10 protein-coding genes and 1 tRNA gene are annotated in these 12,497 nt (G+C 62.2%); 9 read left to right on the forward strand and 2 right to left on the reverse strand.

Annotated elements, in window-relative coordinates; genetic code table 11:
• Nucleotides 1-187 precede the first annotated feature (187 nt).
• The 5 genes from betI to betB are packed head-to-tail and all read left to right on the forward strand — an operon-like array spanning nucleotide 188 to nucleotide 6,469.
• Nucleotides 188-781 carry a transcriptional regulator BetI gene (gene betI, locus ACODTY_RS15820; protein WP_488995171.1) on the forward strand — a complete coding sequence of 198 codons (594 nt, stop codon included), beginning with the start codon at nucleotides 188-190 and terminating at the stop codon, nucleotides 779-781.
• Nucleotides 778-2,304, forward strand: a complete 1,527-nt coding sequence (betC, locus tag ACODTY_RS15825) for a choline-sulfatase (RefSeq protein ID WP_488995172.1) — start codon at nucleotides 778-780, stop codon at nucleotides 2,302-2,304. The genes betI and betC overlap by 4 nt, the downstream gene beginning before the upstream one ends.
• On the forward strand, nucleotides 2,304-3,305 hold the full coding sequence (locus tag ACODTY_RS15830) for a threonine/serine dehydratase family protein (protein WP_488995173.1): 1,002 nt from the start codon (nucleotides 2,304-2,306) through the stop codon (nucleotides 3,303-3,305). Before betC ends, ACODTY_RS15830 begins: the two co-directional genes overlap by 1 nt.
• Nucleotides 3,298-4,950 (forward strand): choline dehydrogenase, encoded by a 1,653-nt coding sequence (betA, locus tag ACODTY_RS15835; protein ID WP_488995174.1) that lies wholly within the window; start codon nucleotides 3,298-3,300, stop codon nucleotides 4,948-4,950. The genes ACODTY_RS15830 and betA overlap by 8 nt, the downstream gene beginning before the upstream one ends.
• Nucleotides 4,951-5,005: 55 nt before the next feature.
• The gene (betB, locus tag ACODTY_RS15840) at nucleotides 5,006-6,469 is read left to right on the forward strand and encodes a betaine-aldehyde dehydrogenase (RefSeq protein WP_488995175.1); all 1,464 of its coding nucleotides are present in this window, start codon (nucleotides 5,006-5,008) and stop codon (nucleotides 6,467-6,469) included.
• On the opposite strand, the gene ACODTY_RS15845 is transcribed toward betB, so the two are convergent.
• Together ACODTY_RS15845 and ACODTY_RS15850 are read right to left on the reverse strand one after the other, a co-directional pair.
• Nucleotides 6,463-8,700, reverse strand: a complete 2,238-nt coding sequence (locus ACODTY_RS15845; protein WP_488995176.1) for a mannose-1-phosphate guanylyltransferase/mannose-6-phosphate isomerase — start codon at nucleotides 8,698-8,700, stop codon at nucleotides 6,463-6,465. The genes betB and ACODTY_RS15845 overlap by 7 nt on opposite strands.
• Nucleotides 8,701-8,728: 28 nt before the next feature.
• Nucleotides 8,729-10,249 carry a phosphomannomutase/phosphoglucomutase gene (locus ACODTY_RS15850; RefSeq protein ID WP_488995177.1) on the reverse strand — a complete coding sequence of 507 codons (1,521 nt, stop codon included), beginning with the start codon at nucleotides 10,247-10,249 and terminating at the stop codon, nucleotides 8,729-8,731.
• Between the two features lie 200 nt (nucleotides 10,250-10,449).
• On the opposite strand from ACODTY_RS15850, the gene ACODTY_RS15855 reads away from it, so the two are divergent.
• The 4 genes from ACODTY_RS15855 to ACODTY_RS15870 all read left to right on the forward strand — a co-directional run bounded on the left by ACODTY_RS15855 (nucleotide 10,450) and on the right by ACODTY_RS15870 (nucleotide 12,486).
• Nucleotides 10,450-10,526 (forward strand) — tRNA-Pro (locus ACODTY_RS15855).
• Between the two features lie 125 nt (nucleotides 10,527-10,651).
• Nucleotides 10,652-10,945 carry a thermonuclease family protein gene (locus ACODTY_RS15860; RefSeq protein WP_488995178.1) on the forward strand — a complete coding sequence of 98 codons (294 nt, stop codon included), beginning with the start codon at nucleotides 10,652-10,654 and terminating at the stop codon, nucleotides 10,943-10,945.
• 591 nt (nucleotides 10,946-11,536) lie between these two features.
• Entirely contained in the window at nucleotides 11,537-11,800 is a 264-nt protein-coding gene (locus ACODTY_RS15865) for a hypothetical protein (RefSeq protein WP_488995179.1), read from the forward strand.
• An 8-nt stretch (nucleotides 11,801-11,808) separates the two neighbouring features.
• Nucleotides 11,809-12,486, forward strand: coding sequence for an SOS response-associated peptidase (locus tag ACODTY_RS15870; RefSeq protein ID WP_488995180.1), 678 nt, complete (start codon nucleotides 11,809-11,811; stop codon nucleotides 12,484-12,486).
• Nucleotides 12,487-12,497: the final 11 nt, after the last annotated feature.

Below are 12,497 nucleotides of genomic sequence, written 5' to 3' on the forward strand. Positions count from 1 at the left end.
CGCTGGCCTTTCATCATGCCACCGGCATGATGAATTCGCTTCGCGAACCGGCTGCCCACCCCCGTAAACGGGGAGAGGAAGGCGTCAGCGTTTGCGCTCAGCCCCATCCGACTTCGCTTCGCTCGGCATCGGATTTTTGTTGATTGATGAGTCAATTAAAAATAAGCTGCCCGTGGGAGCGAAACAAATGCCAAAAATCGGAATGGAACCCCTGCGGCGCAGGGCGTTGATCGATGCAACGATCTCGGCGATCGGCGAGCGCGGCTCGCTCAATGTCACCGTGTCGGAAATCGCCGGACGCGCCGGCGTCTCCTCGGCACTCGCGCATCACTATTTCGGGCCAAAGGAAGAGCTTCTGCAGGCCACGATGCGACAATTGCTTGCGGATTTGGGCCATGACAGCGTTGCCGCACTGCGCAAGGCGACGACGCCGCGTGAACGCATTTCCGCGATCATCGCCGTGAACTTCAACGCCGGACAGTTCCGCGAGGAAACGGTTCATGCGTGGCTGGCCTTCTACGTCGAGGCGCAGAACTCGCTGCCTTTGCGGCGGTTGCTCGGCGTCTACGCCCGCCGCCTGCATTCCAACCTGATGAGCGGTCTGGCGCCTATCATGCCTCGCGCGGAGGCGGGGCAGATGGCCGAAGCCATCGCCGCCATGATCGACGGCCTCTACATCCGCAGGGCATTGCGCGACGGCTTGCCCAATCCGGCCAGCGCCAGTGGTCTGGTCGAAGACTATGTCGATGCCAAGCTGGCACAGCGTGCGGGCGCCCGATGACCAAAAGCCCCAATATCCTGATCATCATGGTGGACCAGCTTACGGGAACGCTGTTCCCGGATGGCCCCGCCGATTTCCTTCATGCGCCGCACCTCAAGGCGCTGGCTGGCCGCTCCGCCCGCTTCCGCAACAACTACACCGCCTCGCCGCTTTGCGCGCCGGGCCGCGCCTCGTTCATGAGCGGGCAGTTGCCGTCGCGCACCGGCGTATACGACAACGCAGCCGAGTTCATTTCCTCGATCCCCACTTTCGCCCACCATCTGCGCGCCGCCGGCTACTACACCTGCCTGTCCGGCAAGATGCATTTCGTCGGGCCGGACCAGTTGCACGGTTTTGAAGAACGGCTCACCACAGACATATATCCCGCCGATTTCGGCTGGACGCCCGACTATCGCAAGCCCGGCGAACGCATCGACTGGTGGTATCACAACCTCGGCTCCGTTACCGGCGCGGGCGTGGCCGAAACCAGCAACCAGATGGAGTACGACGACGAGGTTTCCTTCCTCGCCAACCAGAAGCTCTACCAATTGTCGCGCGAAAGCGATGACGAAAACCGGCGGCCATGGTGCCTGACCGTATCGCTGTCCCATCCGCACGATCCGTTCGTCGCCCGTAGGCAATATTGGGACCTCTACGAAAACTGCCAGGCGCTCGACCCGGAAACGGCTTTCACGCCATTCGACCGGCAAGACGCCCACTCGAAGCGGCTTTACATCGCCAGCGACTACGCCAGTTTCGACATCACGCGCGAGCAGGTCCGCCGCTCCCGGCGCGGCTACTTCGCCAACATCTCCTATGTCGATGACAAGGTGGGCGAACTACTCGACACGCTGCGGCGCACCCGCATGGCCGATGATACCGTCATCGTGTTCTGTTCCGACCACGGCGAAATGCTGGGCGAGCGCGGCCTCTGGTTCAAGATGAGCTTCTTCGAAGGCTCGGCGCGGGTGCCGCTGATGATCGCAGGTCCCGGCGTTGCTACGGGCCTTATCGCCGCTCCTGTGTCCAATCTCGATATCTGCCCGACGCTTTGCGATATCGCCGGCGTGAACATGGGCGCAATCATTCCTTGGACGGACGGGCAGTCGCTGCTGCCTTTGACAAGCGGAACCGAGCGCACCGCACCCGTTGCGATGGAATACGCCGCCGAAGGTTCCTATGCCCCGATGGTCGCCCTGCGCGAAGGGCGTTACAAGTTCGTTCATTGCGAAATCGATCCGCCGCAACTGTTCGATCTCGATGCCGATCCACTCGAACGCCAGAACCTTGCCGCCGATCCCGCCCATGCCGATCGCGTCGCCGCCTTCATGCAGAAGGTGCGCGCCCGCTGGAACATGGCCGCTTTCGACGCCGCAGTGCGCGAAAGCCAGGCTCGGCGCTGGGTCGTTTATCCGGCGCTGCGCAACGGCTCCTACTATCCATGGGATTTCCAGCCGCTGCAAAAGGCGTCGGAGCGCTACATGCGCAATCACATGGATCTCAACATACTCGAAGAACAGAAGCGTTTTCCGCGAGGTGAATGATGACTGACCCTTATGTGCCTTCACTGGACGATCTCAGGAAAGCCTACACCGTCACCTCGCAGGCGACGCAGCTCACGCCCCTTTTGGAATCGACGGCACTTGCGCGCGAAACGGGTGCGGCCCGCGTCTTCGTCAAGCCGGAATCGCTGCAATGGGCCGGCTCCTTCAAGGCGCGCGGCGCTTACTGGCGGTTGAAGCAGCTTTCGCCTGTCGAAGCCAGCAAAGGCGTCGTTGCCTACTCGTCCGGCAACTTTGCCCAGGGCCTTGCTGCCGCCGGCCAGTCGCTCGGCATCCCGGTCACCATCGTCATGCCCATCGACGCGCCCGCGGCCAAGCGCGACGCGACGGCAGGCTACGGCGCGCGCGTGGTGCTTACCGACCATGGCGAGCGTGCGCGTGAAGAGGTGGCGGCTGCCAAGGCGCGCGAGATTTCCGAAACCGAAGGACTGACACTCCTGCACCCCTTCGACGACCCGCAGATCGTCGCCGGCCAGGCCGGTGCCGGCCTCGAAGCGCTGGATCAACTCGGTGCGAAGAATGCCAATGTCGATCTTCTGTTCTGCTCGGTCGGCGGCGGCGGCCTGATCGGCGGCGTTTCGCTCGCCTTCCACTATCTCTCGCCCAAGACGCAGACCATCGGCGTCGAGCCGGAAGGTTTCAACGGCATGGGTTCGTCCCTGTCTCACGGCTCTATCGAAACCATGCCGATCGGACCGAAGTCGATCTGCGATGGCTTGATGGCAAGAGCACCCGGCAAGGCCCCGTTTGCCGCGGTGAAGGCCGCTGGCGTGCAAGGCGTCACGGTTGGCGATGCTTCTGTCCGCCAAGCGATGAAGATCGCTTTCGAAAGGCTGAAACTGGTGCTTGAACCTTCGGGTGCCGCGCCGCTTGCGGCACTGCTCGACGGCAAGGTCGATGTGAAAGGCAAGACCGTCTTGGTCATGGCCACCGGCGGCAACGTCTCCCTTGCCGATTTCATGGCGCATATGAACCATGCTTGAAGCAGATTTCGTAATCGTCGGCTCCGGGTCGGCCGGCTCGGCAATGGCCTACCGCCTTTCGGAAGGCGGCAAGCATTCGGTCATCGTCATCGAGTATGGCGTCACCGATGCCGGGCCGTTGATCCAGATGCCGTCGGCCTTGTCGATCCCCATGAACCTGCCGCTTTATGACTGGGGTTTTTCGAGCGAGCCGGAACCGCATCTTGGCGGGCGCGTGCTGGCGACGCCGCGCGGCAAGGTCATCGGCGGATCGTCGTCGATCAACGGCATGGTCTATGTGCGCGGCCATGCCCGCGACTTCGACCATTGGGCGGACCAAGGCGCGTCGGGCTGGGCCTATGCGGACGTCCTGCCCTACTTCAAGCGCATGGAAGCAAGCGACGGCGGCGAGGACGGCTGGCGCGGAAGCAACGGGCCGCTGCATGTCCAGCGTGGCACGCGCACCAATCCGCTCTATAACGCGTTCATCAAGGCAGGCAATCAGGCCGGCTTCGAACTGACCGACGACTACAACGGCTCCAAGCAGGAAGGCTTCGGCCCGATGGAGCAGACCATCTACAAGGGTCGGCGCTGGTCCGCCGCAAATGCCTATTTGCGACCGGCGCTGAAGCGGCAAAACGTGAGTCTGGTCAAAGGCTTCGCCCGGCGCATCACAATAGAGAATCAACGCGCAACCGGCGTTGAAATCGAAGCTCACGGAAAGATTCAGGTCGTTAAGGCAAGGCGTGAAGTCATCCTCGCCGCATCGTCCATCAATTCGCCCAAGATCCTGCTGCAGTCCGGCATCGGCCCTGCCGCGCATCTCAAGGAAAACGGCATCGCAGTGGTGGCCGACCGGCCGGGCGTTGGCCAGAATTTGCAGGACCATCTCGAACTCTACATCCAGCAGGAATCGATCAAGCCGATCACGCTGCACTCCGTCCTCAATCCATTTTCGAAGGCGCTCATCGGCGCGCGCTGGCTGTTCTTCAAGAGCGGGCTTGGCGCGACAAACCACTTCGAGGCGGCGGCTTTCCTGCGCTCGGCGCCGGGCGTCGACTACCCCGACATCCAGTACCATTTCATCCCCGCCGCCGTGCGCTATGACGGCAAGGCGGCGGCCAAGTCGCATGGCTTCCAGGCCCATGTCGGGCCGATGCGTTCCAAGTCGCGGGGCTCGATCTCGCTGCGTTCGCCCGACCCCAAGGACAAGCCGGTTATCCGGTTCAACTACATGTCGCACGCCGACGACTGGTCGGACTTCCGCCACTGCATCCGGCTGACACGGAACATATTCGCGCAATCCGCGTTCGATCCTTTCCGCGGCAAGGAAATCTCGCCCGGGGCGAATGTCCAGTCGGACGAACAGCTCGACGATTTCATCCGCCAGCATGTGGAAAGCGCCTATCACCCTTGCGGGTCCTGCCGCATGGGGCGGGCCGATGATCCGATGGCTGTCGTCGATCCCGAATGCCGCGTCATCGGCGTCGAAGGGTTGCGCGTCGCGGATTCCTCGATCTTCCCGCGCGTCACCAACGGCAACCTCAACGGACCCTCGATCATGACCGGCGAAAAGGCCTCCGATCATATACTGGGCCGCCAGCCGCTCGCCCCCTCAAACCAGGAACCGTGGATCAATCGACGCTGGCAGGTCTCGGACAGATAGGCCATGATTGCCGGCGCTTTTACACGCCCGGCCACAACGGACGAATGGAGAGAGTATGCGCGCCCAACCCACGGCCTCGCACTACATCAACGGGCGCTACGTCGATGACGAGCGCGGAGCCGAGTTGCCCGTAATCTATCCGGCGACAGGCGAGACGATTGCCACGCTGCATTCTGCGACGCCCAACATCGTCGAACTGGCCGTCGAAGCAGCCCGCGAGGCGCAAGGCGCGTGGGCGCGCATGAAGCCGGTGGAGCGGGGCCGCATCCTGCGCCGTGCCGCCGACATTTTGCGTGAGCGCAACAGCGTCCTAGCCCGCCTCGAAACGCTCGATACCGGCAAGGCCATCCAGGAAACGCTGGTCGCCGATGCCCCTTCGGCGGCGGATTGCCTCGAGTTCTTTGCGGGCGCCGTCGCCACCTTCAACGGCGAGTTCATCGACCTCGGCGGCCCGTTCGCCTATACGCGCCGCGAACCGCTCGGCGTCTGCGTCGGCATCGGTGCATGGAACTACCCGATCCAGATCGCCGGCTGGAAGTCGGCACCCGCGCTCGCCATGGGCAATGCCATGGTGTTCAAGCCATCGGAAAACACGCCGCTTTCCGCATTGGCGCTGGCCGAAATCTATTCCGAAGCCGGCCTGCCGGATGGCCTGTTCAACGTCGTGCAGGGCTATGGCGATGTTGGTGCCGCACTGGTCGGCCATGATGCCGTCGCCAAAGTTTCGGTGACGGGCTCGGTCCCCACAGGCAAGAAGGTGCTGTCGCTTGCCGGCTCCAGGATGAAGCACGCCACCATGGAACTCGGCGGCAAGTCGCCGCTGATCGTCTTTGACGACGCCGATCTCGAAAACGCCATCGGCGGGGCCATGCTCGGCAACTTCTATTCGACAGGGCAGGTCTGCTCCAACAGCACCCGCGTGTTCGTGCAGAAGGGCATCCACGACCGCTTCGTCGAACGCCTTGTCGAACGCACCAAGAAAATCCGCATCGGCGATCCGCTCGACCCGGAAACCCAGATGGGCCCGCTCGTCAACAAGGCGCAGCGCGACAAGGTCGTCGAGTACATCTCGATAGGCCGCAACGAAGGGGCGACGCTTGCCTGCGGCGGCAGCATCCCCGCGCTGCAGGGCTTCGATGGCGGCTGCTTCATCGAGCCGACCGTGTTCACCGGCGTCAAGGACACCATGCGCATCGCGCGCGAGGAAATATTCGGGCCGGTGATGAGCGTGCTTTCCTTCGACCATGAGGACGAAGTCATCGCGCGCGCCAACGACACGGAATTCGGCCTCGCCGCCGGCGTCTTCACCAAGGATTTGCCGCGCGCGCATCGCGTCATCGGCGACCTGCAAGCCGGCACCTGCTGGATCAACGCCTATAACCTGACCCCTGTCGAAATGCCGTTCGGTGGCTTCAAGCAGTCCGGCATCGGCCGCGAGAACTCGCTTGCCGCCCTTGCACTCTACTCGCAGATCAAGTCGGTCTATGTCGAGACGGGCGACGTCGCCAGCCCCTACTGAGCGTGATCTGACGTAGCATCCAGGTACTGCGTCAGCGCGCAGACCAGGTGGTAGAAGATCGAGGCCGGCACTTCGGTCGCCAGCGAGCGGCCGCGTTCGTCGATGCGGTCGATCCACAGTCCGAGCGGCGCTGGATCGATGTGCCAGCGGAACAGCCGCCCGACACGCGCCTCGATCTCCGGCTTAAGGTCCGGTCCACCGGTTCCGTCAAGCGCAATCGAGGCCTTGATCGCCTCGCTCTGCGGCCAGCTTCGCGACACCAGATCGAGCGGCATGCCTTGGCGTGAAACCGCACCATAGGCGAGACCCGTCGAACGATTGAGGCCGTTTGCTACCGCGGATGCGTAAAGCTTGCGGGCGTATGCGGTCAGGTTCGCCTGCCCGCTGCGCGCGGAAAAATCGACCAGCAACGAGGCCCACTCGAAGTGGTGCCCCGGTTCCGTCCAGTCGCCCTTGCCGTCGCCGGCCCGGTGCCAGCCATCGTCGAAATACTCGCCGATCGTCCAGCTATCGGCGTCGAAGAAGTGGCTGCGAAACAGATCGATGATCCGTGCCGCGCGGCGCAAATACGTCCGGTCGCCGGTCGCGGCATGCCAGGCAAGGAACGCCTCGAGCAGATGCATGTGCGGGTTGGAACGGCGCAGGCCGTGACCGTTCGGCGTTTCAAGAAAGCCCGCCAGGCTGTCGTCCTCCAGATGGCCATCAAGGAAGGCAAAAGTCTCCTGCCCCAGCCGAAGCGCATCCGGATTGCCGCACATGTGCGCGTGCGCCAGCGCCAGAAGCACGCAGGAATGATCGTAGGCATCCTCTGCCGCATCGGCCACCGAACCGTCCACGTTGAAGGTGCGTATCCAGCCGCCTCGCTCGGTTCGACCCTTGGCCATGAAGGCAAGGCCGTGGGCGATGAGGCGGTCGGCAGGGCCTTCCCAGCCCCGCGCCTTGGCAACGGCGAAGCCGTAGACCTGCCGCGCCATGGTGCGCATGCGCTTCGGCTTGGCGAGTGGCGAGGCGTCCAGGCCCAAAGCTTCATGGAAGCCGCCATGCACCTCGTCCACGCCCGTCGTGGACCACAACGGCAAAGCCTCTTCGAACAGCCAGTGCCGCACCCGGTTGCGCCATGCGCCGCTATCGACAACCCTATCGTGAGCAGGCGTAAAGCGCGTCTCCAGCCGGCCGCTTTTCTCAAGCTGTTCAACGACCTTGCGCACATTCTGGCTGTGGCTGACCGGCGCGACGAAGGTCGCATCGGAGGTGGCGACAATTGCCGTGTCCTTGAGGCCGACGGCCGACAAAAGCCGACCCTGGCTTCGGATGTATGAGTTCTCGCAGTCGATCGCCACCACGTCGCCAATGATGACATTGCCGTTTTCGTCCGCCGGCCCGACATCGAGCAGCGACTGCCACGAACCCAAATCGCTCCAGCGGAAACTAGCCGGAACCATGGCGATGTGCCTAGCCCGTTCCATCACCGCATAGTCGATCGAGATCGAAGGAATGGCCCCGTAGAGGTCGTCCGGCATATAGAGCCCGGAAAGGTCGCTGGTCGAAGCCGCAAAGGCCCTCTCCGTCGCTTCCCATATGTCGGGCTGGAATGCCAGGAAGGCATCGCGCATCGCGCTGGCGCGAAACAGGAAGATGCCGGCGTTCCAGTAAAAGCGCCCTGACGCGACATAGCTTTTCGCCGTTTCGATATCCGGCTTCTCGACAAAGCGCGAAACATCGAGAACGCCGTCCTTCGCCTCGCCGGCCTCGATGTAGCCGTAGCCGGTTTCGGGATGATCCGGCTTGATGCCGAACACCACGATACGGCCGCTTCGGGCCGCCGTCGCACCCTTCTCGACGCTTGCCCAGAATTCCTTCGTCGTCGAAATCTCATGGTCGGAGGGCACCACCAGAACGAGGCTGTCGCCGAATTGCGCCAGCGTGCGCAGCGTCGCCAGTGCAACGGCTGCCGCCGTGTTGCGGCCAGCCGGTTCGAACAGTACGCCGCCGCCAGCCCAATCCACTCCGCCCAGATCCGCATGGATTCGCGACGCGTGCCGCTCGGAGGCGATCAGGAAAACAGGCGTTTCGCCCGCCGGGCGGGATTTCAGCCGCTGCACGGTCTTGACCAGCATCGAGCCGTCGCCGGCGAGATCATGGAACTGCTTGGGATTGTCTTCGCGTGACAACGGCCACAGGCGCGAGCCGACGCCGCCGCTCATGATGAAACTGACGATGCGCTCACTCATTGCATTTCCACTTCACCGACCCTCGTCATCAGAAGGTCTGATTGTAAGGGCCGACTTGCGGACTACGGCGCAGGACCTCATCCACCGCTTCAAACATCACCCTGCGGCGGTCGGATGAAACAGGGCTTTCCACCACCACGACGAGTTCAGGCTTGTTCGACGATGCCCTGACCAGCCCCCAGGTGCCGTCCTCGGCCACGATGCGCACGCCATTGACGGTTATCAGCTCGACGATCTGCTGGCCGGCGAACGCCCTTCCCTCCGCCCTGATCCGGTTCATTTCAGCGGTAAAGCGTTCGACAACACCGTATTTCACATCGTCATCGCAGTGCGGCGACATGGTTGGCGTGCCATAGGTCAAAGGCAGATCGTGATAGAGGTCCGCCATGCTCTTGGCCGGGTTGCGGTCGAGCATCCGGCAAACGGCAAGCGCCGTCACCAGCCCGTCGTCGTAACCCCTTCCGATCGGCGGGTTGAAGAAGAAGTGGCCGGATTTCTCGAAACCGGCAATTGCGCCGAGCTCGGCCACGCGCCGCTTGATGTAAGAGTGCCCGGTCTTCCAGTAATCGGTGACCGCTCCATTGGCCTTCAGGCCGGGATCGGTCTTGAACAGTCCGGTCGATTTCACATCAACCACGAAGGTCGATCCCGGATGGTCGCGCGAAATATCACGGGCGAGCATGACGCCAATCTTGTCGGCAAAGATTTCGTTGCCTTCGTTATCTACCACGCCGCAGCGGTCGCCGTCGCCGTCGAAGCCCAGGCCAACATCGGCTCCCGTCTCCAGCACCTTGTCGCGGATGGCGTGCAGCATCTGCATGTCTTCGGGGTTCGGGTTGTAGCGCGGGAAGCTATGGTCAAGCTCGACATCGAGCGGGATCACTTCGCAGCCGATGCGGGCCAGCGCTTCCGGGGCAAAGGCTCCCGCCGTGCCGTTGCCGCAAGCGGCCACCACCTTGAGCTTGCGGCCGATTTTCGTTTGGCCCGCAACTTCGGCCAGATAGACATCGCGAAAGCCGCTGACGAATTCATATGATCCGCCGCCAACGAGATCGAAATCGCCTGCAAGCACGATCTTTTTCAGCGCCGCCATTTCATCGGGACCGAACGTCAGCGGGCGCTCTGCACCCATCTTCACACCCGTCCAGCCGTTCTCGTTGTGCGAGGCAGTCACCATCGCGACTGACGGCGCATCCAGCGCAAACTGGGCGAAGTATGCCATCGGCGACAGGGCAAGCCCGATATCCTTGACCTTGGCCCCCGCAGCCATCAGGCCGGAAACGAGCGCCAGCTTGATGCCAAGTGAGTAGGAGCGAAAATCGTGGCCGGTGACGATTTCGGGCCCGACGCCCATCCGGCGGATCAGCGTTGCCAATCCCATGCCGAGGGCCTGCACCCCGATCAGGTTGAGTTCCGGCGCCTTGTCGGACCCCGGATGCCCGAACCACCAGCGCGCATCATATTCGCGAAATCCCGACGCCTTGATGAGCGCGGTCGTTTCAAACGCAAACGTGTTGGGCAGTGCTTCGCCAGTTATGGTCAGGGTCAACAGTAGGGCTCCACGCCGCTTGGATGTATGCGGCCCATGAACCGCGCAACTGCCTGCGGCGTAGCATGGAAGCCTTTAAGGTCGGGTTATTTCGATGCCTCAATTGCCGCTTTGCAGACATTCGCAATAACGCGTCAATTTGTGCGGCCGTGCCGCTTGCAGGAACAAATTCCGGGGGTTATAAGCCCGGCGTCTGGTCGCGGAGTGTAGCGCAGTCTGGTAGCGCACATCGTTCGGGACGATGGGGTCGCAGGTTCAAATCCTGCCACTCCGACCAGCAAATTCAATGGGTTAGAAAAACTGCGTAGCATCTACCCCACAGTTATCCCCACAGTTTCAGCAATTCTGGCCGCAACGTGCGTCGCTTTCGCGCAACCGCACATCATCGACGGCGACACGATCGTGATCGACCGGACGCATATCCGGATCGCCAACATTGACGCGCCCGAAACCCGGAATGCGAAATGCGACGCTGAACGCCGGTTGGGAAACGTTGCCAAGCGCCGCATCGGCGAGCTGCTGACCTCGGGCGCGATCGAAATCCATGTCGGCGACCCGAAGGACGGTCGGAAGAAGGACCGGCATGGGCGCACGCTTGCCACCATCACCGTTGACGGCAAGGATATCGGGGAGATCATGATCGCCGAAGGCATTGCCCGGCCCTGGGCTGGCAAGCGCCAACCGTGGTGCAACTGACTGGCGGGCCGCACGCTCTCGAACCCGGCCACGGAACAAATACCCTCTTTCGGCGTTTTCCATCTGGAGGGTTCCCACCATGATGAACCAGATATTTTGGTCGTTTTACACCGTAACGGTGCTCGGCAGTGTTGCAGCCCTAATTGTGATGAACTTTGTGTAACCACACATCAGCGCCTTAACTCCCTCCAATCTCGCGGCCTGCCGTTCAAGACATTCAGCACTTGGACGATGGTGTCCTGCAACTCGCTGAGTGCCTCGTAATGCTCTTTGAACGGCGTCAACCGAGCCTGCGCAGCGCCAATTTCGCCTTGTAACAACCGCGCCTGCCATTCTACCCGGGTCAGATTTTCGAACCCGAGCTTGTCCGTTCGCTTGCTTCTTGCCATGAGAACGAAATAAGAACACACTGTGCAGGAAGTCAAGCGCAGCTAACTCCTAGGCGATTGAGCGCGGGTTGCAGTTTGACGAACAGCGCCGCCGCTCCATCTATTTCAAGCGGCGGACCTGAAAAGGACCGCTTGGCCGGCGCGGGCACTCCCTCCCACCTGAAGGCGCAAAGCCGCGCCGGCCATCCTATAAGGGCTCGACATGTCCGATCACGTATTGCCACAAAGCAAGATGCCGAAGCTGATCGTCGTCATGGCGTTCGACAAGGACGATGACGGCAACCTGTTCACCGCCTTCGGTCCAGCCGATCAGCGCTCAGAGGAACGCGCCGTAACGCTGGCGCGCTCACTTGCCGACAAGCATGCCGGTGTGATTGCATGGAGCCGTGACGCCAATCCCAATCTTGGGGAATATGGCGCACCAACGACTTTGTACACGGCTGGCGATGTGCCTGACATGGAGTAAGGCGGGAAATGTGTGGACGCTTCACCCGATATCACACCTGGGCGGAAATCCATGCCATGTATCGCCTGCTCGACGGCGAGCGTGGGCGCAACACGGAGGCGCGCTACAACATCGCGCCCACACAGGACGTCATCTTCATCACGGCAGGCGATAACGGCTTCCAGAAGGTCCGGGAAGGCCGCTGGTGGCTTATTCCTCATTGGGCGAAGGAAGTGCCGAAATACACGATGTTCAACGCCAAGTCGGAGGAAGCGGCCACCAAGCCTTCGTTCCGCGATAGCTTCAAAAGCAAGCGCTGCCTGATCCCGGCAGACGGGTTCTACGAATGGACCGTGGGCGAAGACGGCGGCAAGGATCCTTGGCACATCTATCAACCCGGCCACGCACCGTTCTCGTTCGCAGGCCTATGGGCCTACAATCCGATCCTCGACATCACCAGTTGCACCATCCTGACCGCCCCTGCCGGTGCGACCATGGCGCAGCTTCACACTCGCCAGCCCGTGATCCTCGATCCCGCCTTTTATGATGCATGGCTGGACCCCGCGACGCCACAGGACCTGTTGCCGGGTGCGCTTGCACACAATCTGGACGATGCCCTGCAATTTTATCGAGTAGGTCGTGAGGTGAACGTCACGCGAGGCGGCGGCGACCATGCTGGAATGATTGGACCCCTGAACCCTGAATAAAGGATACGAAG

The sequence above is a fragment of the Mesorhizobium sp. FG116 genome, assembly GCF_057809835.1.